At 54.9% G+C, this 22,126-nt stretch carries 19 protein-coding genes and 1 tRNA gene; 6 read left to right on the top strand and 14 right to left on the bottom strand.

The annotated features are described in order from the left end of the window. Positions 1 to 137: 137 nt before the first annotated feature. From aroF to moaC, 6 genes are all read right to left on the bottom strand, one after another. On the bottom strand, positions 138 to 1,202 hold the full coding sequence (gene aroF, locus H6F46_RS18310) for a 3-deoxy-7-phosphoheptulonate synthase (RefSeq protein ID WP_099531877.1): 1,065 nt from the start codon (positions 1,200 to 1,202) through the stop codon (positions 138 to 140). 51 nt (positions 1,203 to 1,253) lie between these two features. Continuing rightward, a complete protein-coding gene (locus H6F46_RS18305) occupies positions 1,254 to 1,394 on the bottom strand; it encodes a hypothetical protein (RefSeq protein ID WP_190356159.1) in 141 nt (46 codons plus the stop codon). 60 nt (positions 1,395 to 1,454) lie between these two features. Continuing rightward, positions 1,455 to 1,997: a photosystem II biosynthesis protein gene (locus H6F46_RS18300; RefSeq protein ID WP_190356158.1), complete on the bottom strand. Its 543-nt coding sequence runs from the start codon at positions 1,995 to 1,997 to the stop codon at positions 1,455 to 1,457. Positions 1,998 to 2,012: 15 nt separating this feature from the next. Beyond that, complete coding sequence (gene rpsO / locus H6F46_RS18295; protein ID WP_099531875.1) at positions 2,013 to 2,282, bottom strand: 30S ribosomal protein S15; 270 nt, start codon at positions 2,280 to 2,282, stop codon at positions 2,013 to 2,015. Between the two features lie 191 nt (positions 2,283 to 2,473). Next, positions 2,474 to 4,777 (bottom strand): 1,4-alpha-glucan branching enzyme, encoded by a 2,304-nt coding sequence (gene glgB, locus H6F46_RS18290; protein ID WP_190356157.1) that lies wholly within the window; start codon positions 4,775 to 4,777, stop codon positions 2,474 to 2,476. Between the two features lie 531 nt (positions 4,778 to 5,308). Then, positions 5,309 to 5,887 (bottom strand): cyclic pyranopterin monophosphate synthase MoaC, encoded by a 579-nt coding sequence (gene moaC / locus H6F46_RS18285; RefSeq protein ID WP_099531874.1) that lies wholly within the window; start codon positions 5,885 to 5,887, stop codon positions 5,309 to 5,311. Positions 5,888 to 5,946: 59 nt separating this feature from the next. Here moaC and H6F46_RS18280 point away from each other — a divergent pair. After that, positions 5,947 to 6,019, top strand: a tRNA-Arg gene (locus H6F46_RS18280). Positions 6,020 to 6,366: 347 nt separating this feature from the next. Here H6F46_RS18280 and H6F46_RS18275 read toward each other — a convergent pair. After that, positions 6,367 to 6,822, bottom strand: a complete 456-nt coding sequence (locus tag H6F46_RS18275; protein ID WP_099531872.1) for a DUF2996 domain-containing protein — start codon at positions 6,820 to 6,822, stop codon at positions 6,367 to 6,369. Positions 6,823 to 7,245: 423 nt separating this feature from the next. On the opposite strand from H6F46_RS18275, the gene H6F46_RS18270 reads away from it, so the two are divergent. After that, on the top strand, positions 7,246 to 9,468 hold the full coding sequence (locus H6F46_RS18270) for a tyrosine-protein kinase domain-containing protein (RefSeq protein ID WP_190356156.1): 2,223 nt from the start codon (positions 7,246 to 7,248) through the stop codon (positions 9,466 to 9,468). 210 nt (positions 9,469 to 9,678) lie between these two features. Here the strand turns inward: H6F46_RS18270 and H6F46_RS18265 are convergent, their stop codons facing one another. From H6F46_RS18265 to H6F46_RS18240, 6 genes are all read right to left on the bottom strand, one after another. After that, positions 9,679 to 9,879, bottom strand: coding sequence for a hypothetical protein (locus tag H6F46_RS18265; protein WP_099531870.1), 201 nt, complete (start codon positions 9,877 to 9,879; stop codon positions 9,679 to 9,681). 543 nt (positions 9,880 to 10,422) lie between these two features. Further along, complete coding sequence (locus H6F46_RS18260; RefSeq protein WP_190356168.1) at positions 10,423 to 11,229, bottom strand: type 1 glutamine amidotransferase; 807 nt, start codon at positions 11,227 to 11,229, stop codon at positions 10,423 to 10,425. 43 nt (positions 11,230 to 11,272) lie between these two features. Then, the gene (locus H6F46_RS18255) at positions 11,273 to 12,916 is read right to left on the bottom strand and encodes a tetratricopeptide repeat protein (protein WP_190356155.1); all 1,644 of its coding nucleotides are present in this window, start codon (positions 12,914 to 12,916) and stop codon (positions 11,273 to 11,275) included. 60 nt (positions 12,917 to 12,976) lie between these two features. Further along, the gene (locus H6F46_RS18250; RefSeq protein ID WP_190356154.1) at positions 12,977 to 14,572 is read right to left on the bottom strand and encodes a glycosyltransferase family 9 protein; all 1,596 of its coding nucleotides are present in this window, start codon (positions 14,570 to 14,572) and stop codon (positions 12,977 to 12,979) included. Between the two features lie 154 nt (positions 14,573 to 14,726). Continuing rightward, complete coding sequence (locus tag H6F46_RS18245) at positions 14,727 to 16,088, bottom strand: Mur ligase family protein (RefSeq protein ID WP_190356153.1); 1,362 nt, start codon at positions 16,086 to 16,088, stop codon at positions 14,727 to 14,729. Between the two features lie 139 nt (positions 16,089 to 16,227). Then, positions 16,228 to 17,142 (bottom strand): GUN4 domain-containing protein, encoded by a 915-nt coding sequence (locus tag H6F46_RS18240; RefSeq protein ID WP_190356152.1) that lies wholly within the window; start codon positions 17,140 to 17,142, stop codon positions 16,228 to 16,230. 234 nt (positions 17,143 to 17,376) lie between these two features. Between H6F46_RS18240 and H6F46_RS18235 the strand changes: the two genes are divergently transcribed. Both H6F46_RS18235 and H6F46_RS18230 read left to right on the top strand, forming a co-directional pair. Continuing rightward, entirely contained in the window at positions 17,377 to 18,267 is an 891-nt protein-coding gene (locus H6F46_RS18235) for a pentapeptide repeat-containing protein (protein ID WP_190356151.1), read from the top strand. A gap of 65 nt (positions 18,268 to 18,332) precedes the next feature. After that, positions 18,333 to 19,148: a hypothetical protein gene (locus H6F46_RS18230; RefSeq protein WP_190356150.1), complete on the top strand. Its 816-nt coding sequence runs from the start codon at positions 18,333 to 18,335 to the stop codon at positions 19,146 to 19,148. A 120-nt stretch (positions 19,149 to 19,268) separates the two neighbouring features. Here the strand turns inward: H6F46_RS18230 and H6F46_RS18225 are convergent, their stop codons facing one another. Beyond that, the gene (locus tag H6F46_RS18225) at positions 19,269 to 20,267 is read right to left on the bottom strand and encodes a hypothetical protein (protein ID WP_190356149.1); all 999 of its coding nucleotides are present in this window, start codon (positions 20,265 to 20,267) and stop codon (positions 19,269 to 19,271) included. Between the two features lie 234 nt (positions 20,268 to 20,501). Here H6F46_RS18225 and H6F46_RS18220 point away from each other — a divergent pair, with 234 nt between their 5' ends. Both H6F46_RS18220 and psbQ read left to right on the top strand, forming a co-directional pair. Then, a complete protein-coding gene (locus H6F46_RS18220) occupies positions 20,502 to 21,356 on the top strand; it encodes an alpha/beta fold hydrolase (RefSeq protein WP_190356148.1) in 855 nt (284 codons plus the stop codon). Positions 21,357 to 21,465: 109 nt separating this feature from the next. Then, the gene (gene psbQ / locus H6F46_RS18215; RefSeq protein ID WP_190356147.1) at positions 21,466 to 21,906 is read left to right on the top strand and encodes a photosystem II protein PsbQ; all 441 of its coding nucleotides are present in this window, start codon (positions 21,466 to 21,468) and stop codon (positions 21,904 to 21,906) included. The last annotated feature ends 220 nt before the right edge of the window (positions 21,907 to 22,126 follow it).

Here is a 22,126-nt window from a genome sequence, read left to right as displayed (position 1 = left end):
ATCGCCCCATCACTTCACAACTGAATTTCAGGCAAAGAGTTCATCACACCCGATTCAACGGGATTGAACCCGATCGGGCTGGACTCGGTTGAACCCAAATCACCGCCCGGCCCGATTCATCACATGGCAACGGTTAGCTACACCAACGCAGGCACAGCCGCCGGAGTCGGCCACCGCTTCAGGGCCCGACCAAATTCCGCCAACTCCACCATCAACGCATCGAACTGATCCGGAGTCAGGGATTGGGGCCCATCCGACAGGGCTTTCTTCGGATTTGGGTGGACTTCAATCATCAGCGAATCACAGCCCACAGCCATCGATCCCTTGGCCATCGTGGGTACGAAGTGGGCCCAGCCCGTGCCGTGGCTAGGATCCACCATGATTGGCAAGTGGGTGAGGCGGCGCAGCACCGGCACAGCGGCCAGATCCAGATGGTTGCGGGTGTATTGGCGATCGAACGTGCGAATGCCGCGCTCGCAGAGGATCACATTCGGGTTGCCCGCCGCCATAATGTATTCCGCGGCCATCAACCATTCCTCGATCGTGGCAGACATCCCCCGCTTCAGCAGCACCGGCTTATCTTGGGCCCCAATCTGCTTCAGCAGCGAGAAGTTCTGCATATTGCGGGCCCCCACTTGCAGCACATCCGCCACTTCGTAGATCTTTTCGATGTCGGCCGTGTCCATCACCTCCGTGATGATCCCCAATCCGGACGCATCCCGAGCCGCTGCCAACAGTTCCAAAGCACTTTCACCATGGCCCTGGAACGCATAGGGCGAAGTCCGAGGCTTGAAGGCCCCACCCCGCAGGAATTGGGCCCCGGCTGCCTTGACTCGCAGGGCCGTTTCCACAATCATTTCCTCGTTTTCCACGGAGCAAGGGCCCGCCACCACCGCGATCGGGTGGTTTTCGCCAATCGTTACCGGGCCGTTGGGGGTAGGAATCGTAACCTCGCTGGCTTCCCCGTGGCGATATTCCCGGCTGGCCCGCTTGAACGGCTGTTCCACCCGCAGCACCTGTTCAATCCAGGGGCTAATTTCTTCCATCCGTTCGGGATCCATGCTGGCCGTGTCGCCCACCAGACCCAGCACCACCTTATGTTTCCCGACGATTTTTTCGGGATCCAAGCCCCAGCTCTTGAACTCGTCCGCAACGCGATCGATCTCTTCAGCGGGTGCGCCCGCACGCATCACAATGATCATGATTGAAGCCTCTGTTGATGGGATTTTGAGCGTTTTAGGAGTGTAACCAGGCTAGCTGGCAGACCAAAGCTGCGATCGAAACGCCGCCAGGCCCCCCACGCGCTTGCCCAAGCCCCGCCGTCGAACTGATAACACCACCTGCGTTCCTGACACCCTTGCCCCCGCTAACCCGTCACGGATTGGATTCCACATCCCTAAAGCGCGCGGAGCCGCCAGGTATCCTGGCAGCCCCGTTCGTCCTCTCTAGTGTAATTAAGATTTTTCTTGGTTTCGGGCTGACTGGGCTGCTCGCCAACCTTCAACCATGCGGCCAAAGTTCACCCGAAACTCCCCGATTCCCCACAAGCTGCCTGGCGCTGTTTCATCCCATGACGAAGACAACACCCCATAGCTCAGTCCCAATACCCCCAGCACCAAGAATCCCAAACTGGACGAGAAAACCAGCACGTTGGGTAAATGGACTTCTGTTCGCGTGTTGACAAAGTAGGCCCCGATGAAGCTGGCAAAGCTCAAGACCGTCGGGACACCACAAAACACCACCATCCGTTTGGCCATGCGCTTACTCACCGAATCGGGAATTGCCATTTCCGATCGCGTGTAGACCCGTTTGGGAGCGGAGTCCGGCTGGGTGGTTTTGGCTGGCTTGGCTTTGGTGGAGGGAGGCAGCGGGTTCAGCTTGCGCGGAGCCGGTGTCGTCGCAGGAGTTGGCTCAGATTCAGCCTTGGCCTTGCGGCGTTTTCCCGGTTCAAAGGGCAAGCGATCGCGCGGCGATGGAGAGGGAGGCTCGCCTGACACGATGGATAGCGCTCCCTAACCGCGAATGCCGAGTTTCTTGATCAGCGCTTGGTAACGCTCACGATCCTGCTTCAGGATGTAAGCCAGCAGGCGCTTACGGCGACCAATGATTTGCAGCAGACCACGACGAGAGGCGTGATCTTTCTTGTTCTTTTTCAGGTGTTCGCTGAGTTGCTCGACGCGCGCCGTCAACAACGCCACTTGCACATCCGCCGAGCCGGTATCGGTGCCGTGGGTTTGGAAGTCATTGATGACGGTTTGTTTGCGCTCTTGTTGCAGGGGCATGACGAATTTGCTTGGGTGTTGCTAAGTACAGACAGCAGCTCTCTAGAATATCACGCTCAGACCGGAGTGCAAGGGGACGATCGCTCGATTGCGATCGCCCCCGGGTTCACAGCGGCCGGGAAGCCCAAAGCCGCCCGGAAGTTGCCTCAAAAACCCCTACACCCCCCCTAGACCGTGACTTGGGAGATTCGCTAAAAGTCACCCTCGGCGCTGGCTGCGGCCGTGGCCGCATGATCCAACTTGAGCACCAACACGCCCAACGGAGGCAAGCAGAGGTCGATCGAGTAGGGGCGATCGTGGAACCACCATTCCTCCGCCCATTTGCCCCCTAAATTGCCCATGTTGCTGCCGCCATATTTGCGCGAATCGCTATTGAGCACTTCGCGATAGAAGCCCAACTTGGGAACCCCCACGCGGTAATGGGAATGGGGTTGCGGCGTGAAATTACAAACCACCACCACAAAATCCTTGTAATCCTTATCCCAGCGCACAAATGAAACCACACTGTGGTTGTTGTCGCTGCAATCAATCCACTCAAACCCTTCCTGACGGCAATCTTGGGTATAAAGGCAAGGCTCGTTGCGATAAAGCTGATTCAAATCAGTCACAAACTGCTTCAGCTTCTGATGGGGTTCGTATTGCAGCAAATGCCACTCCAAATCACCCCAAACATTCCACTCACTCCATTGGCCAAACTCCATGCTCATGAAGAGCGTTTTCTTGCCCGGGTGCGTGAACATGTAGGCATAAAGACAGCGCAAGTTGGCGAATTTTTGCCACTCATCACCGGGTACTTTTCCGAGCATATTGCTCTTGCCATGGACAATTTCATCGTGGGACAGAGCCAGCATGAAATTCTCGCTAAAGGCGTACCAAATGCTGAAGGTGACGTTGTTTTGGTGGAATTGGCGGAACCAGGGATCCATCGAGAAATAGTCGAGGATGTCGTGCATCCAGCCCATGTTCCACTTCAAATTGAAGCCCAAGCCTCCCACATAGGTTGGCCAAGAAACCATCGGCCAAGCAGTGGACTCTTCTGCGATCGAGAGTACGCCGGGATAGTAGCTGAACAACAGATGGTTGGTTTGCCGCAGAAAATCAGCCGCTTCAATGTTTTCTCGACCACCATATTGGTTGGGCAACCATTCCCCATTCTCGCGGCAGTAATCCAGATACAACATTGAGGCCACCGCATCCACGCGGATTCCATCAATGTGATATTTGTCGAACCAGAAAAGGGCATTAGCAACTAAGAAATTCCGCACTTCATTGCGGCCATAGTTGAAGATTAAAGTGCCCCATTCCTTGTGTTCGCCCTTGCGGGGATCGGCATGTTCATAAAGGCAAGTGCCGTCAAACCCTGCCAAACCATGGCCATCTTTCGGGAAGTGACCGGGCACCCAATCCACAATCACACCAATGCCGTTTTGGTGGCATTGATCGACAAAATACATGAAGTCTTGAGGCGTGCCATAACGCGAGGTGACGGCGTAATAACCAATGACTTGGTAACCCCAAGATCCATCAAAGGGGTGCTCTGCTACGGGCAACAATTCCACATGGGTGAAGCCCATCTCTTTGACGTAGGGAATCAGGCGATCGGCCAGTTCTTTATAGGTCAAAAATCGAGTGCCGGGCTTCAGTTCCGCCACCGAAACCGATTCGGCCGGCGTGCCGTCGTAGTGGGTTCCGGGAAATGCAAAGTTTTCATGCAACCAGGAGCCGAGATGGACTTCATAAACCGAAACCGGCTGTTCTAGGGGCGCGGTGTGGCGGCGCTTGTCCATCCAATCGTTGTCGCTCCACTGGTAGTGATCCAGGTTGGCCACGATCGAGGCGGTTTTGGGGCGCACTTCCTGCTGGAATCCGTAGGGATCGCTCTTTTCGTAAATGTGCCCTTCCCAGTTTTTGATCTCGAATTTGTAGGGATCTCCTGCTTTCACGCCGGGGATGAACAAATCCCAAACGCCGCCGTCCATTTTCCGCATTTGGTGCTTGCGGCCGTCCCAGTAGTTGAAATCGCCCAAGACGGAAACATTACGCGCGTTGGGGGCCCAAACGGCGAAGTAAACGCCGCTGACTCCTTCAATTTCCGTGAGGTGGGCCCCCAGTTTCTCGTAAATGCGGTGGTGATTGCCTTCGCAAAAAAGGTGAACGTCAAAATCGGTGACCAGGGGCGATCGAAAAGCGTAGGGGTCATAGAGCACCCGCTCATGCTCCCCTTCTTGGATCCGCAGTTGGTAGTTGGCGATTTCGTGACGGGTGATGGTGCACTCAAAAAAGTGCGGGTGATGCACAGAGACCATCGGCACTTCAAGACGTTCTTCGGGAAAGATCGCCCAAGCGGCGCTGGCGCTGGGCAAATAGGCCCGAATTGCCCAGGTTGTTTCACCATCTTGCTGAAGCACCAGGTGGGGGCCAAGGACTTCAAAGGGATTGTGATGATGGTTGTGAACAATCCGATCGACTTGATCTTGGGCAATGGTAGGAATCATAGGGCGATCTTTTAAAACAACAGTCGAAAACAGTGGTCGAAAACAACAGTCGAAAAACAGCGGTGACGAACAAAAGGGCGCAGACAAAAACAGCAAACGGCCACTTAGCCTGGGGAGCCACCGAGAGCCGTTTGGGGGCCGAAACTTGGGCGATCGCGCGCCCAGTGCCAGCGGCCACCATTCACCTTCAGGAGCACCTGCGGAATGGCTGAGACCTGCACAGTAACTGGGTTAGGGTTACCAAAAGCGTTTAACAAGGGGCTATTAGCAGGGGGCTTTCAATGGTTGGTTTCCGAGGGGAATTCTCAGTTTTTCGGGGTTAATTCTCGGGGCTGATTCTTGGAGTTAATTCTTGGGGTTAGTTTTCAGGGCTAATTCTCGGGGTTAATTTTCAGGAGGACGTTTCAAGGGAGCTGGTCAAAAACGCTTGATCAAAAGGGGTATTCATTGCGATCGGTGAGTGTTTGTCAACCATTAGCAACAGAAATTTGCACAGGGTTGCACAGACCATAGCAAATGGCTGCTGTTGTCTCAAGGGCGATCGGGGGCCTGGTAGTCGCCAGATTTGCCGCCGGTTTTGGTAATCAGCCGCACGGCCTCAATTTGCATTGACTTTTCTAGCGCCTTTGCCATGTCGTAAAGGGTCAAGGCGGCTACCGATGCGGCCGTGAGCGCTTCCATCTCTACGCCCGTTTCGGCTTTGGTTTTCACGTTGGCTTGGATGATGTAGCCCGGAAGGGCGCGATCGGGCGTGAGGGTGACCTGCACCTTGCTCAGGGGCAAGGGATGACAAAGGGGAATGAGGTTAGCCGTTTGTTTTGCGGCCATGATTCCGGCAATGCGAGCCGTCCCCAGCACGTCTCCTTTGGGGGCATTGCCAGACTCGATCGCCGCGAGGGTGGCGGGCAGCATTCGGACACGCGCTTCGGCCAGGGCTTCCCGCGTGGTGGCCGTCTTGGCGGAAATGTCCACCATTCTGGCTTCACCGCTGCCGTCCAGGTGGGTGAGCGAAGGGGCGGCCACGGCTCGATCGCCCCCCCCAGCGGCCAAATCAACGGCAGTGGCTGGGTTTGGCCCTCGCTCCAAAAAATTTTGGTCGAGACTTGTCATGCTCCGGATAACCTGTGCTATGATTGTTCGGCGCTAAACGGTTAACCGCCGTCGAGCTAGGGCGTGTAGCTCAGTGGATAGAGCACGTGACTACGGATCACGGTGTCGGGGGTTCGAATCCCTCCTCGCCCGTTTCAAGAAAACAATACGCTAAAAAGCTCTGGTTCTAAGAACTTTTGCAGTTTTGAGTTTCGGGATTCTCGCGATCCCGCTAAAACCGGTTGGGTCAGTCAGACTGAGTTTCTGACGAGATAGACCGGGCCTCAGCAAGCCGAGCCTCAGCAAGTCGAGCACCTGAGTTTTGGTTGGGCTGTTCCTTGGCTCGATCCAGGAACCGAACCAGCGCACAGCGGCATCCCCAGCCCAATGGATCAGAGATGATTTAAAATCCCTGATCGCAAAGGACTGGATTGGATCCCATTCCCGAGCCAAGGTTGGGCGATCGGGATGTCGGAGCCATGCAAAGCGCCGAAGTTAGCCTAGTTGCGTTCGATCCACTTTTGGGCCCGCAACCGGAGGGCCACGGCATTCACCAACAGGTCTAAGCTCGCCTTCCGCTCATCGATCAAGAAGGGTTCGAGGGTGCTGTGGGGGCCGCCTTTTTCTGTGTAGGAAAATCCCTTGGTGGCGTTGATGTCATCCTTGGGGAAATAAACCCGAAATTCCCGATCGCCCCAACTACCAATCACCTGAGAGCACTGGTTGTCTTCCAGCCCTTTGATGGGAACGGTGGCATTCACAAACTGCAACGCCAAGCCGGCCACACCGCGATCGACCAGGGCCTTTTGCAGGGCCGGCAAATATTCGGTTTCAATAAATTCGCCAAAGGGCTTGTCTTCCGGTTTGGGGGCTTTTTCTTTGGCTGGGGCAGCTTTTGGGGCCGCAGCGGGGGCCTTCGCTTGTACTTCCGCTTTCACTTCCGGATTGTCAGCCATGATGGTTCAGCAAATATGGTGCAGAAAATAGCGGGGCGATCGGGTTGCCTAGGTTCAACCACCACCGCCGGGACATGACCCACAACGGGCGATCGGCAATGTGGGGGTTCTTGCGGGTCTCGAAACCTAAGCAACTGAAATCTAAACAAGTATTGTACGGAGCGGCGGGAAGTTCCGGCTAGCTTTGGACTTTTGGGCTGATTATCAAACCGATTGGCTAACGCCTAGCGGCCCAGTCGATCCAGTCGATCGGGTGCGGTCGATCGGCTGTGGAACGAGCGATCGACCAATGAATCAAGGCCCAGCGATCGGCTGCCATTAGCCCAAACCAGTTCTTGATCTGTTTTCGTCGTCCCTGATCTGTTTTCGTCGCCCTTGAATAGGTTTGCTATCGTTGGATCACCCTTTGCTCATTCCTGAATCATGGCCTCGCCCCTGGTTAAGCGGTTTTCCCTAGCCCTCAAGCGCTATTTGTGGATCCTGCCCGTGGGCCCAATTTTGGGGGCCGGCGTTGGTGCGGGACTGTCGTTGTTACCCGTGCCGCCCCCGCGCTATAGCATTTTGGGAGTTCTGTCATACCAACGGGCGGGGGTGTCGTTTTCGGAAACGGGAGCGGCGATTGTGGAGCAAGGGCAAACCCTCTCGCCAGATATTTTGACCGCGCCGGACATCATCGCGCCCGTGGCCAAGGAATTTCGGATGGATCCGGAGTTGTTGCTCAAAAGCCTGCGGGTGCGCGATCCCAACGCTGGTGACGAAAAAGAAAAGAAAAAAGAAAGCGGCCCGCCAACCTTGGAAGTGCGCTTCACGGATGAGAAAGGGGAGCGGGGCGAAAAGATTACAAACACCCTCATGAAGTTGATGGTGGAGAAAAGCCGTCAACTGAATGCTGCGCGGGTGAAGGGAATTATTGACGCGATTCGGGCCCGGCTGCCGCAGGTGATTGGAGAACTGCGGGCGGCGGAGCGCAATTTGGAACGATACGATCGGGTGGAAGGGGCGGCGATTTTGGCGGCCCAAAATGGGGCCCTGATTGAGTCGATCGCCACGATCGGGAATCAGCAGCGCCAACTGCAACTGCAACTGGAAGGCGTGACCGCCCAGGTGCGCTCCCTGGAACAGCGGCTGGGCCTGTCGGTGGACGATGCCTATGTGTCTTCGGCCCTCAGTTCCGATCCGATGCTGGCTCAGTTGCGGGTGCAGCTTCAGCAGGTGGAGGCGGAACGGCTGCTCCAAAGCCAACGCCTGCGGCCGGAGCATCCCCAAATGCAATTGTTGATGCAGCGGCAACAGTCCCTAGAGACCCTGTTGAATCGTCGGGCCCAAGAGGTGGTTGGCGGCAGCATGGCGGGGGCAAAACCGCTGGCGGCCACCAATCGCATTCGATCGAGCAGCAGCCTGGATCCGGCACGGCAACAGTTAGCTAACAGTTTGGTTTCCCTGAAAACCCAGCAGGAAACCCTGCAACGCCAACTCACCCTGTCCTTGAAGGCGGAACGGGAACTGCGTCAGGAATATGCAGGCGTGCCCAACAAACAGCTAGAGCGCGATCGCCTGGCTCAGCAGGTGGCCTTGAAAAAAGCGCTCTACGATCGAATGCAGGCCAAATTAGTCGATTCGGAAGCGGCTGAAGCGGAAACCGTCAGCAGCCTAACGATCGCCCAACCGGCCGCCATCCGCTCCGAGGAAATTGCACAAAAGCTCTCCATGCGCTTGACCCTGCCGGCCGGGTTTGCGGGCGGTTTGGTCTTGAGCGGGGCGTTGTTGTTGGTGTTGGGAATGCTCGATCGCCGCTACCAGGCCGACAGCGAAATTCGCAGCGCCTTGGCCGAGCGGGATATCAAACTGCTGGGCATTTTGCCGGAATTGGCTGCCCGTGCGCCGGGCCTGTTGCCGGTGTTGGTGGAACCCTCGCCCCCAGGGGAAGCCTATGAACAATTCCGCAGCAACTTGCGCCGCCTGGATAGCAGCCTGAAAGTGCTGTTGATGAGCAGTGTGGACGTGGGCGAAGGAAAATCGGTGGTGGCCTATAACTTAGCGATCGCAGCGGCGCGATCGGGTAAACGCACCCTGTTGATTGAACTGGACTTGCGCGCTCCCTCCGCTGCCAAGGCCCTGCGCGTGGCTCCGGATCCGGATGCGGTTCGTGAACCGTTCCACTACTACAGCAGTTTGAACAACTGTGCGCGGATGGTTCCCGAGGTGGAAAATCTCTACATTGCCCCCAGTCCCGGCCCCCAGAATGATTGCGCGGCGATTTTGGAATCTAGCGAAATTCGGCAACTCCTGTTGGATGCCCGCAGTCGCTTTGATTACGTGATTGTGGAAGCAACGACCCTCAACAATGCCAACGATGCCTTGCTGTTGGAGTCCCAAACGGACGGGCTGATCCTGGTGGCTCGCCCTGGCCACACCGACAAAACCGCCTTCACTCAGCGGCTGGATGAGTTGACCGATGAGGAAACCAGTACCATTCGCTTAATTGGTGTTGCCATTGACAGTGCCGATTCGCCCTTTGAGCTGTTGGAAGAAGAACTCCTGCTGGAAGAAGATGCCGAGGCGATCGATCCAATGGCGGCGGTGGATGAATGGTCGATCGTGCGGCCGTCCTCCAATTCCGTAGCCACGCGATCGAAACAACGCTAGGCACAGCCGAGCGATCGCCCTGATGCCCCGTCCTAACGAGCTACCCAAACCAAAGCACCCGAGAGATTCCCCTGTTGGGTTGGTCTCTCGGGTGCTTACTTGAGCCTATTTGAATCAACTACGCTGGAAGCGATCGTTTAATTCTGGAAACGTTCAATTCTGGAAACGTTGAATCCTGGGAAAAAAACCTGGAAAAAACCTGAGCTAGACCTAGTAAGCAAGGGTTTCCAAGGTCTCACGCAGATAGCGACGCACCAGCAAATCCGTGACCGTGGGTTGATTGGGCGTGCTGGGTTGTTGTTCCAGCCAGCGTTCAAAACCGGAGCTAGAGGCGATCGCTTGCACCAAGCTTTCCCAAACGGCAGCGCGATCGGGTAAGGAAGCAGTCGAAGACGCGAGTGAAGGGGCCATGAAAACCTCCTAACGAGTGAAGCAATGCAGCAAATCCACTGCCATTGAGCAATTTTGAGAGAGCTAAACCCACCCGAAGGGCGGCGCTAAGGCTCAATTGAGGGGGCAATTGCAATCACGCCAGGTTGAAGGTGGGCGATCGCGATATCAGAGACTAGCGAAGTTGACATCTTCCCCTGCCTGAGGTCATTGTGACCGTGATGGGTCACGAAATCTGTCAACCATGAACCTTGCCACCGACCCATGATTTACCAGTGATTTACCAGCGATCCACCAGGTCATTGCCCCCTGACTCTCTTACTTGTAACGCAAGATTGCAAGGAAGACAGTGCTGGCCATCACTCCCCATCTTTAAATCCGGAAGCTGACGATGGCCCCATGAGCCGGCCATTCGTCGCTTCAGCCCATTTCCCAGCATTTTTGAACCGATTGATTGAAAAAGTGGATGATTGCCCCTGTCGATTGGCGGTTGGGGTTTTCAATCCTGAAATGGAGCCTTGCGAAAGAGACGGTTTAACGCGGAAAATTTGCGACGATTTACCCCTACCCCACACTGAGGCGCTGGAGCATGACCGATCGCGCCCGATCGGCCAGAGAGTCGTCCAGGCGGTTCAATGCACAGGGTTCTCCTGTTCGCCGGGCGATCGCCGTTTGGATCATCCAATCAGCCAAAAAGGGATTTTTCGGCAACAGGGGCCCATGGGAATAGGTGGCGATCGCATTGCAGTGAAATGCGCCTTCGGTTTGGTCTTCGCCGTTATTGCCCAAGCCGCGCACCACCCGGGCCAGCGGCTCCACTGATCCCAGCTTGGTGCGGCCCCCGTGGTTTTCAAAACCGATCAGGTAAGGCACATCTCCCAACATCAGCCGCAACTCCCGCGCCAGCCGTTCGGCGGTCACCTCCAGCACCAGATTGCCGATGCAGCGAGGCGCGTCGGGGCCCGGATGCACAGTCACCAAATCCAACACGCCCAGCCCTTGGATGCGCTGACCTAAACCGGGTTCGTAGTAATGGCCGAGCAACTGCGGTGCGCCACAGGTGAACACGCCGGGCACGCCGGCCTCGATCGCCCCTTTCAGGGCTGCGGCCTTGGCCCCTTGCAGATCTCGCATCACGATTTCCTGCTGGCGATCCTGTGCGCCGCCGCCCACAATCAAGTCCACCTGGGTGAACTGGCTGGGGTCTGTGTCTCGATCGAGCGCTTGAATTCGCACCGGGATGCCGCGCCATTCACAGCGCCGCTGCAAACAGGTCACATTCCCCCGATCGCCATAGGTGCTCATTAGCTTGGGATAGAGCCAGCCAATCACCAGGGGTTCAGAGAGGGTGGGCAAGGCGGAAAGACTCACGGGCAGAAAACCTGGGCAAGGTTGCGGAAGAATCGGAGCCAGTCTATCGCGATTGGCGAGATGCTGGGTTCGATCGAGAGGGTTCAGCGCCCGATCGCACCCAACCCTCCAGCGCCGATCGCACCCGATCGAGGGGTTCCGCCCAACTGCCGGGCCGCGACTGCCGAAACAGACGCATGGTGGGATACCAGGGCGTATCGGGGCGATCGCGTAACCAGCGCCAATCGGCCGCATAGGGCAGCAGCGTCCAAACCGGTTTACCCATGGCTCCGGCCAGGTGGCAAATGGCCGTATCAACCGTGACGAGCAAATCGATTTGCGCCAGATCGGCCGCCGTGTCGGCAAAATCCTTGATTTGGGGCGCGAGGTCAACAATTCCCTGGGCCGCCAGACGCTCGGCTTCGGCCTCGGAGCGATCGACCTGGAAGCTGTAGAGCTGTACACCGGGACATTGCAGGGCGATCGCCAAAGGATCCAGTGCCATACACTTGCGGGCCGCGTCTTTCATGTGCGGGCCGCTTTGCCACACAATCCCCACCGCCAAGGCTTGGGAGGTTTTGCGCGGGAGCGGGCGCTGATTCGCCAACGGGGCGATCGGCCGCAGGTAAGGAATCGGGGCGGGAATTTGCTCAACGGTGGTTCTCGCCAACCGAGGCAAGCTCAACAGCGACACATGGGCACGGTAAGGAATGCGGCAATCATCACCCGCGAAGACCTGATCAACCCCGGCCACCGTTTCCATGAGCCGCACCAGCGATCGGGGACACCAAAGCACCACCCGATCGCACCGTTGCCGGGCCCAAGCCAGATAGCGGCTAAATTGCAGCGTATCCCCCAAGCCCTGTTCCGTCAGCACCAGCAACGTGCCCTTTAAGGGCTGCCCATCCCACTCGGGGCCCGCCGCTTGCACCCAAGGATTTTGATCCGAATACCGCCGCCATTCGTAGGCCCGCCAACCCTCATCCCATCGCCCTAGGGCGAGTAAGCAAAGGGCATGGTTGAGTCGCAGGTGCGGATCTTCCGGTAGACGCATCAAGGCCTGTTCTGTGATAGCCAAGGCTTCTTCAAAACGGTTGTCGTGAGCGAGGAGTTGCCCCAGTTGAGCGGCAGCATTGCCCAATTCGGGATCACGGGCGAGGGCTTGCCGAAAGCATTGTTCTGCCTGTCCAGGATCAGTGTCATTCCAGGCCAGTCCTTGCCAAAAGGCGATCGCGGCCTGTTGTTTGGGGGCCAGTTGCTGAATGGTTTTCGGGAGTGGGTGTTGGCGTAACCAGGCGAGCCAAGGTTCTAGGCCTGCTTGCTCTGTCCAAACTTCTCCAAGGGTGGGATAGGTTTCAGGGAGTTCCGGATCTTGGGCAAGGGCCGTTTGCAATGATCGCAGGGCCGTTTCCCGATCGCCCCGATCGAGCGCCAGCAGTCCGGCGTAGTAATGGGCGATTCCCAGTTGTGGATCCAGGTGCAAAGCCAAGTCGAGGGCCCGTTCCGCTGGTTGAGTGGCTTGGGTGGCTCGATAGGTGGCGCAAAGGTTCACGTACAGACCCGCCCAATGGGGATCCTGCTGAATGCCTTGCTGGTAGTGATGACGGGCAGTTGACCATTGCTCAGCCCCTTGGGCTGCCAAGCCGGCCTGAAGCTGGGCGATCGCCTCGGGAGAATGGGCCAAAAGATGGCTGTGCGAGGATTGCATGGTTGCCAAGATTGAGAGCTTCCCAGATGCGGAGTCTCCAAAATTCAGAGTCTCCAAGCTTTAGAACTGTTCGGCCAGCAGGGCCGATCGCACCTGCTGTAAGGGTTCTGACCAGTCACCAGGCTCGGTCTGCCGAAAGAGCCGCATGGTGGGATACCAGGGTGTATCGGGGCGATCGAGCAGCCAGCGCCAATCGGCCGCAAAACAGAGCAACGTCCAAACCGGTTTGCCCATCGCTCCGGCCAAATGACAGATGGCCGTGTCCACCGTGATCAGCAGGTCGAGCTGGGCCAAATAGGCGGCCGTGTCGGCAAAGTCCTTGATCTGCGGAGCCAGGTCAATGATTCCCAATTGAGCTAGGTGGGCCACATCCGCATCGGAGCGATCGACCTGCAAGCTGTAGAGCTGCACACCGGGCAAATTGAGGGCCGCCGCTAACTCCGGGAGACTGCTGGATTTTTGGCGGTGGATGGCTTCTAGGCGATCGCCCGATCGAAATCCACTGGCCCAAACAATCCCGACCCGGCGTTGATCCGGTTTCGACACCGGTTTCGGCAGTGGGAGCGGCTCGGTGGCGGTGGGAAACAGGTAAGGAATCGGAGCCGGGACGCGATCGACCGTGGTTTGGGTCAAGCGGGGCAGACTGGACAGGGGTAAATGGGTGTTGAAATGGAGGGTTTCGCAAACACCATCGGTGACATATCCCGCCCCTGGAGCCGATCGCATCACCCGCACCAGCGCTTTCGGGCACAGCAGAATCACCGTTTGGCAGCGATCGGCAACCCACTGAAGGTAGCGGGCCCATTGCAGTGAGTCCCCAAAACCTTGGTCAGCCCAAATCAGAATCGTGCGATCGGGAATTGGGGTTCCGTCCCATTCCTGACCGGGCAAGTCCTGCTTGGTCATTTGTCCCGATCGCCACTGCCACTCATTTTCCAAAAACCCCTCCGCCCAGCGCCCCAGGGTGAGCAAACAGAGGGCCCGGTTGTGGCGCAACGTGCCATGATCCGGCCAGCGAGCACAGGCGGCATCCAAAACGGCTAGTGCCTCCGTTAAGCGGCGCTGTTCCGCCAGGATCAGGCTGAGTTGAATGTGGGGCGGTTGGTAGGTCACCTCATCGGCGATCGCCTGTTGCAACCAAGTTTCTGCCGTGGCCAAATCTCCATCAAAGTAATGTTTGAGTCCTTGCCAATAGCCGATCGCCGCGCGATCGAAGGAGGGTAAATTGCGCCAAGTATCAGGCAGGGGGCGCGATCGCACCCAATCCATCAACTCGGGAAACTGATCCCGATTGTTTAACCGATGGGCAGCGGCTACGTAGAGGGCTGCGGACTCAGGAATTTGATCCAAAAGATGGTGGCAGGCTTGAATCGCCTGGGTTCGATCGGCCCAATCCAACAAGGCTAACCAATTGCGCACCCCGATGGCGCTGTGCGGATCCAGACGCAGTGCTTGGGCGCAGGCCTGGCGAGCGGCGGCCATCTTGCCCAATCCCTTCAGGGCCGCCGCCAGGTTGATATAAACACCGGGAATTGCTGGATCCAACCGGAGGGCCGCCCGATAGCCTGCCAGGGCGATCGACCAGTCTGCTGCCGCCAGGGCTTGGTTCGCTTGTTGGGCCAGGGCGATCGCCTGATCTTGGACGCTGCCTTTCACCGCTGTGGTCTCCTGATCTGTGGTCTCCTGATCTTTGATCTCCCGATCTGTGGCGCAATGGATGGCGCGGTCTGTAGCGCGATTTGTATGGAAGCGAAAATTCCTAAACGATGAAGTCCCTAAAGACTTTCTCAAGACTTAACTTTCTCAAGTCTTAAAGAATGCCGCGACCCGTGAGAATTTCCCGAACTTCCAGCATGGCGGAATAGGTGGGCAGAACGTAGAGGGTTTCGCCGTCGGGCAGTCGATCGAGGGCGTTTTGGATCGCTGCCTTGAGGTTGGTTTCCACCGACAGGGTGGCGGGCCCGGCGGGGCGATCGGGATCGCTGTAGGCCAACCGCAGGGCCATGTCATAGGCTCGATCGCCACTGACCACCAGCGTGGCCCCCGTCGCCACCAGCCCTTCCGTGTCCGCATCCCAAATCCAAGACACATCGGTTCCGTCCGGTGTGCGATCGTTCAGCACCAGCAACACCGTGGGCGGAAAGGGTCGATCGCGCGTCAGTTCCACCACCGTTCGTAGGGTTTCGTTGGTTCCCACCGGGTTTTTGGAGAGCAAAATTTGCACCGATTTTCCCTGCACCGTCAGGGATTCTGCCCGGCCAAAAGCCGCTTGGAAATTGCGAATGGCCGCTTGAATGGGTGCTTCCTCAATGCCCAGGGCTTGGGCGGTAGTGGCGGCGGCCATGGCGTTGTATTGGTTATAGATGCCCACCAATAATTGCGGCCAGTCACGGCTATTCAGCAACGGGCGCGATCGCGCAAAACCGCAACTGGGGCAGTGATAATCGCCCAAATGGGATAGATAAACGCCCTCATAGGTCAAAGAGTGACCACAGTTGGGGCAATAGATGGAATCAACGGCGTGGGGAATTTCCGGTAAAAAGCGCTCCGGTTCACTGAGGCCAAAGTAGCGAACTCGGGCTAGATCTTCCCACTGGGCTTCCAGTTGTTGTCCAAAGTGGCAGAGGGTGGGGTCATCGGCGCTCAACACGGCGATCGTGTGGGAGAGCGGGGCGATCGCCCGTTCCCAGCGGCGAGCAATCGTGTCCACCTCGCCGTAGCGATCGAGCTGGTCACGAAACAAATTCATCGCCAACAAGATCCGCGGCCGAATTTGCGGTAGCACCTTGGGCAGGACATTTTCATCCACTTCCAAGATCGCAAAGTCCCGATCGAGCCGCCCCAGCCAATTCGCATCCGCCAGCAAAGCCGCCGTCAGACCATTTTCCAGGTTGGCCCCTGTGGCGTTGTGGGTCACCCGATAGCCCTGGTTTTCTAAAATGCTTCGCAGCAGCAGGGCCGTGGTGGTTTTGCCGTTGGTTCCGGCCACTAAAATCGCGCCCTGTTTCACTTGAGCTGCCAACAGAGCCAAGGCATTGGGCTGAATCTTGCGGGCAATGCTGCCGGGCAACACACTCCCGGCCCCGCGCCGCAGCAACCGCACGGCTAGGGCGATCGCCCGGGCGGCCATCACTGCCGCTGCTAGTCGCAAATTGTCGATTGCGCCCGCCATGAACCCCTGTCCGCAAAACCCCCGCTATCCTACCACCCGGCGGCTGGGCCCCCGCGCGGGAGACTGTGAACCTGAGACGATGTTTGAAAAGCCACAATTGAGACACCACTTGCCCCAACGATCAATGCAAACAAAGGTCTTAAGCCTCTTGCCCCCCAAGACTATTGGGGTTTGACCAGGGCTGCAAGATACTTTTCAAACAGTCTTTTAGGAAATCGTGACCAAAGAACGAATCTTGGCTCCAGGTGTAGTAGTAGCGACCAAACCCATAAAACCCCATTGTTGATTCGGTGTCGGGGCGATCGTACTCGGATTGAGACTCACCCCCACCGAGGGCAAAGGTACTGGGTAAGTGACCGATCGGGGCGCTGAGATCGTAGGGAATCTTAGTTCGCCGCTTAAAGTCGTAGTCCGGCACATGCCACCCATCATAGGTTTCGACTTGCCAGCCCACAGCATCCCCAAAGCAGTGACATAAATCCTGGCGGGAATAATTGAAAGGCTTACAGGTTTCTGCTGTGCAAGCATTCCATAATTGGGCTTGGATGGAAAACCCAAAGCGATCGCGACTGTAGATCCGCCAGAGGCGATCAATCGCGACCAAACTACTCTGCGGAAAATTCTGAAGATCACTTTTTCGCAACCAGAGATTAGATCGATCGGCGATCGCCTTCATTAGGGCAATCGTTAAATTATCTGCCGCCTGCCATTGTTGCTTGGCCAGTAAGCTTTGCAACTCGTAATAGCGATCGCGATCGCTCAAGTCAGGTAATTGGAAATGCTGCCATAAGCCTTCCAATGCGATCGCTTCAGTACAACCCAAGAGTTGCTCGATCGCCGCTTGTTGCACTAATGAATTTGGCGATTTCAAAGCACGAACCACTAAAGCAATTCCCTCTAAGTCCCGCTGCATGGCAATGGTTACGGCGGAGAGTTGATCGGCTTCTGAGCCACTGACAAAGCATTGCAATAGCTCTGGCAAGCCAAATAGGACGATCGCACTAGAAGCCTGGTAATCCGATTGATGTTCACTCAAAATATCACCCACTTTCATTGAACAACTTCGCAATGATTGATCACTTTGTCGAACTCAAATAGAGATTTTTATTTTGATCTTTTTAAGAAAAATTCATAAACAGAACATGAATAAAAACTAATTTCAATGAATGGGAGTACACAATTAGCCATTTTCTGAAAATATTGGCTATGCTGAGATCAGGCTAGCACAGATCATCTAGTAACCTTCTAAGATTCTGTAGCTTGCCGCAGTTAGACCATTGGCAAAATCATGAATTACGATGATTCCAGATCAAATCAAGTCTGGTCAGATTCTCCCCAGTCAGTCAATAGCTATCGAAATCAAAACCTGAAAAATTTTTCCTTTCGAGGCAAAAACCTGGCTAATACAGATTTCAGTTACTCAGACCTCAGAGGATGTGACTTTTCCGATGCAGACCTAAGCAATGCTAATTTTACAGGGGTCATCACGGGCCAAACCAGTCGCCAACTGCTACGGAAACTGGGTTGTGCAGTCCTGGGGGCGATCGTTCTAATTATCATTGCTTTTGCCTGTGCTCATCTGGCGGCGGCCCTTGGTCTTGATCAAGTAGGATTTGAGCGATTAATAGGTTTTTTCTCATTGCTCTTTTGGATATTTTCACAATCAATTCGCAATGCTGTTGAAGTTCGTTGGCCAGGCCTAACGCTAATCCTCAATATGGCAGCCGTCAGCCTTCTGATTATGCTGGGGTTGCTATTCAGCCTATTTAGCCTTTCATTTACGCTGACTGGCAATACTCTTGGGCTTTTGGCAGGGTTCACAGGATGGGCAGTTATGGGGGTTGTCGCTCCATTACTCATTGCAGTCATTGCAGCTTTCTGGCTCCATCGTCTGATGCAGCAAATACCGGGTACTCTTTTTCGATCGGCCAACTTAACTGGAGCCAACTTCAGCAATGCTCAGTTACAAAATGCGAATTTTTTGCGCGCAACCCTAACTGGAATTTGTGTGTTTAACTGGCAGTTAGGTTCCCAAAATTGCTGGATAGATAGTGCCTGTGAGTATCTTTTTTTAGGTGAAAATTACAGCGATCGGGAGCCAGAGCGTGCCCAGTTTACTCCCACAGCTTGGAGTCAGCACTGCGATCGCCTTGCCAAACCACGTCAATCAACCTCATGACTTCTGATGTAATTCTGAATCGAGATCGCAACTCAAGATAGCCCCAAAATTCATCATCCCTAGCCATGATCGAAATTGTAGATCAAACACCTAATCGGTTACAGTTGCACGATCGAGATTGGAATTGGCTGGGTTTAGGATTATTGGGGCTTCCTTTTGTCACCGTCGGCTTGATTGTGGGACTGGCCGTCAGCAATCGAACTACGCTTAATTGTCAGCGATTGACAACTAATCCAAAATCAATGGTCTGTCAACGAATAATTGATGGCTACTTGGGACAAAATACCCTAATAATTCGTGAACCCTTGATGCGTGCATCCGTTCGCAGAACCAGCGGTGTTGGTGTAGTTCTATATTTTTCTAAAACACCCGAACTAGAATTAGTTAACCATCGAATTATTGTTAGTTACAAACAAGAAATTATTGCCAATAAAATCAATAACTTCATTCAAAATTCTCAAATCAAAACACTCAACGTTGTTCAAGATGATTATCTTGAAGGATTAATGAGTGGCTTAATGTTTCTGCTCCCTGGACTATTTTTAATGATTCAAGGAGTGACTACCCCAATGCTGATTACTTGCGCATTTGACAAAACCAGCGATCGAGTCACGATCTTCAAACAATACCTATTCAAGATTTCTAAGACTATTGAAGCGCCTCTTAGCCAAATTTCTGAAATCAAGCTCCAAGAATCATCACTCCTTACTAAGAAGCCTTGTTTTTATCTACAGTTAATCTGGAAGCCAAGAGAGAATTGCTTCACTCCTATGGTTCTAAAAATCGATAATTGGTCATCGTCAACCATGATTTCCGGGTTGCATCTTGATGCTGATCATCTACGAAAAATTATCAGCATTATTAGACTTTTTTTGCCATAAGAACGAAAGTAATCGCTCCGTCAGCTTCAACTCTTATTAGCTGAAATACAGAGCGATTACTCATCAAATCAGTTGCAGTGAATGGCGCTGGAAATCTCGGGCGAGTGATGCTTACTCCATTCAACGCAGCTTGCGACGTAATCCCAGCGCGACCAAACCAGCCAGCCCTAGTAGGGCAGAAGGTTCTGGAGTTTTTTCAAGGTCAGGTGTTGGTGTTGGCGTTGGCTCAGGCGTTGGTGTTGGTGTTGGCTCAGGCGTTGGTGTTGGTGTTGGCTCAGGCGTTGGCTCAGGTGTTGGTGTTGGCGTTGGTGTTGGCGTTGGCTCAGGTGTTGGTGTTGGCGTTGGCGTTGGCTCAGGTGTTGGCTCGGGCGTGGGATCGGGCAAGTCGTAGCGCAGGAAGGACTTCAGATATACAGAAGCCCGATCATTTGAGTATTCGGGAGTAACAGGGATTGCAGCCTCCGAAAGATTACTGAGTCCAATATTATTGACCCACAAGCGGATGAGGTTAGTGCCGCCCTTGATAAACAGACTAGGGTCAGTAAATGACAGATCACGCGAGTTAGGCAAAAACGATCGATCAACATTCGTTCCAGCGCCATCCGTCATTTTTCCTGTCCAAGGTGCTGCACTAGATTCTCCAGTGCGTGGCAGGGCAAAACCTCCCAACTCTCGATTATTGAGAGACAGAATAACGCGATCATCAGCCGCAATTAAACCAACGTCGAACCGGATATTAGTTGCTTCAGCCGGTAGGAAAAATTCAGAAAAAAGGAATGCAACACCCTTAAAGGGTTGAGTGCGGACACTTTCAGGAACATCTGTTCCATAGGCTGTGTTGGAGTTAGTGACTCCTCCTTGCATGATCCAAGTTCCATCTGGGTTGGAGTCTTCCGTAAAAGCAGCATAGCGGGGATCACTAGCTGACCCTGTATAGTTCCAGGTAAACAACGGATCAACTTCACCCTGCGCAACACCAACCTTGTTGGAGATACCCGTATTAATCGGCAGCGTAAAGCTTGCAGCTAAAGCAGATGTTTGAAAAGTCAGGATTGCCGTGGGTGCTAGGAATGAGCCTAAAATCATCCTAGAGGAAGCCCAAAACCGTAGATGCATCATAGAACAAAAGACAAGAATAAAGCGATCACAAATTAATATATCCAAAAATTAGATATTAAACCACTTATTGCTTGAAGATTCTATAAAGCAAGAACCATTCCGGTAATTCATCTATTTAGCATCATCACAATTATGCGACACCCTGACTTTATAGAACTCAGACCGCTGAAGCAAGGTTTGGTAGCCGAGTTTGGTGTTTGATAGACGGAACCCAACTTGCTGTATGAGGACGTGATGGCAAAACGCATTCCAGAACAAACGGTGAAAGCCGGTGACTACACCTGGGTCTATCGCGAGGTGCTGCCCGAGTCGCCGAACGATCGCCCGCCTGTGTTGTTGCTCCATGGGTTGGTGGCCTTTGGCTATAGCTGGCGGAAAGTGCTGCCCGCCTTGGCGGAACAGGGCTTTCGGGCGATCGCCCCGGACTTTCCCGGCTTTGGTGCGTCCGATCGTCCCGAGCGGCTGGATTTTGCCTACACGCCCGATGCGCTGATTGGGTTGCTGGAGCAGTTTTTGGATGCGATGAATCTCGATCGCGTCTCGATCGTGGCCCAGGGGTTTTTCGGCTCCCTGGGGATTCAGTACGCCTTGCGCCATCCCGATCGCGTCGAGCGGCTGGCGATTATCAACGGGCCGATTTTCCCCGAAGCCAAGCTGCCCTGGAAAATTTCCCAAATGGCGATTCCGCTGGTGGGCGATATGATGACCCAAGATCCGCTGCTGGTCGATCGGCTGTTGGAGGGTGGCGGCCCCTACCAAGTGGATGATGCGGATTTGGATGTCTATCGCCGGCCGTTCCTGACCAGTTCCGGAGCGGGGCGGGCGCTGCTAGCGGTGTTGCAAAACCTGCGACTGAAACAGACTGTGCAGGAAATTACCGAAGGCCTGACCCGCTGGGAAAAACCAACCCTGGTGGCCTGGGGCACGAGCGATCCTTGGTTGCCCGTGGAAGCCGCCAGGACCGCCGCCAAAACCATTGCCGACTGCGAGTTTGTGGAGATGAGCGAAACGGGTCACTACGCCCAAGAGGACTGGCCAGAAAAGGTATCAGAGGCGTTGATTCCCTTTCTCCGGCGAATGGCGACTTGACAGGCGGGTGGGATGTCGATACATATCGTTACAATTCAGTGATCCAACGAATGGCTCACAAGCCTGTTCCTCATTCGATTTTTCCCGCACTTTTTTTAACGAGAACCCCATGATTCGACTTCGTTCGGCCCTGTTGGCCCTGGTGATGGCGGCGGCGATCGCCCTCACCGGCTTGGGCTTTGCCCCCGTTGCCCAAGCAGAAACCTACTCCAGCACCCAAAAATCGCAAATTGAAATTTTCGTGCCCGGCGTGCAAGACATGCGCGATCGGCTGCCGGAACTGGAAAGCTACATCGAAGGCAAGCGCTGGCGTGAAATCCAAACCTTTATCCACGGCCCTCTGGGCGAGTTGCGCGAACGGTTGAGCCGAGTCAGCCGCCGCCTGAAGGGCAGCGATCGCGCCACCGCCGAAGCTGCCGCCAAGGATCTGTTTAAGCACCTGGTGGCAATGGATGAATTTGCGGGTCAGTTTGACTACAAACGCGCTGGCAATGAATATTTGGCGGCTGTCAAAGCCTTCGATCAATTCCTGAGCGTTGTACCGCAATAGTTCATTTTCGTAAACGATTCCTCAATCAGCCCTTCGATCTAATCGGTGCGATCGAAGGGCTATCTCAGAGCAATGAAAGCATCATCTAAGTTAACGTCAGTTCGGGATAAGGGGAGCGGAAGAAAGACGGGGCTGGTTAAGCTGAGGCATTAACAAAAAAGCCCTCAACCCAACCCCGTCATGCTCAGTCTAGAAGCTCTGTTCTGCAAAATCGACGATT

It is taken from the genome of Limnothrix sp. FACHB-1083 (assembly GCF_014696485.1).
Classification (GTDB): domain Bacteria; phylum Cyanobacteriota; class Cyanobacteriia; order CACIAM-69d; family CACIAM-69d; genus CACIAM-69d.
This window is presented reverse-complemented; position numbering and strand designations above follow the sequence as displayed.

Coding starts and splice junctions, on each gene's coding strand:
- H6F46_RS18275 (WP_099531872.1), bottom strand. CDS start 6,822: ATGGCTGACAATCCGGAAGTGAAAGCGGAAGTACAAGCGAAGGCCCCC.
- glgB (WP_190356157.1), bottom strand. CDS start 4,777: ATGATTCCTACCATTGCCCAAGATCAAGTCGATCGGATTGTTCACAAC.
- rpsO (WP_099531875.1), bottom strand. CDS start 2,282: ATGCCCCTGCAACAAGAGCGCAAACAAACCGTCATCAATGACTTCCAA.
- H6F46_RS18240 (WP_190356152.1), bottom strand. CDS start 17,142: ATGAAAGTGGGTGATATTTTGAGTGAACATCAATCGGATTACCAGGCT.
- moaC (WP_099531874.1), bottom strand. CDS start 5,887: ATGACAAGTCTCGACCAAAATTTTTTGGAGCGAGGGCCAAACCCAGCC.
- H6F46_RS18265 (WP_099531870.1), bottom strand. CDS start 9,879: ATGGCCCCTTCACTCGCGTCTTCGACTGCTTCCTTACCCGATCGCGCT.
- H6F46_RS18220 (WP_190356148.1), top strand. CDS start 20,502: ATGGCAAAACGCATTCCAGAACAAACGGTGAAAGCCGGTGACTACACC.
- H6F46_RS18235 (WP_190356151.1), top strand. CDS start 17,377: ATGAATTACGATGATTCCAGATCAAATCAAGTCTGGTCAGATTCTCCC.
- aroF (WP_099531877.1), bottom strand. CDS start 1,202: ATGATCATTGTGATGCGTGCGGGCGCACCCGCTGAAGAGATCGATCGC.
- psbQ (WP_190356147.1), top strand. CDS start 21,466: ATGATTCGACTTCGTTCGGCCCTGTTGGCCCTGGTGATGGCGGCGGCG.
- H6F46_RS18245 (WP_190356153.1), bottom strand. CDS start 16,088: ATGGCGGGCGCAATCGACAATTTGCGACTAGCAGCGGCAGTGATGGCC.
- H6F46_RS18230 (WP_190356150.1), top strand. CDS start 18,333: ATGATCGAAATTGTAGATCAAACACCTAATCGGTTACAGTTGCACGAT.
- H6F46_RS18225 (WP_190356149.1), bottom strand. CDS start 20,267: ATGATGCATCTACGGTTTTGGGCTTCCTCTAGGATGATTTTAGGCTCA.
- H6F46_RS18255 (WP_190356155.1), bottom strand. CDS start 12,916: ATGCAATCCTCGCACAGCCATCTTTTGGCCCATTCTCCCGAGGCGATC.
- H6F46_RS18270 (WP_190356156.1), top strand. CDS start 7,246: ATGGCCTCGCCCCTGGTTAAGCGGTTTTCCCTAGCCCTCAAGCGCTAT.
- H6F46_RS18305 (WP_190356159.1), bottom strand. CDS start 1,394: ATGTGGAATCCAATCCGTGACGGGTTAGCGGGGGCAAGGGTGTCAGGA.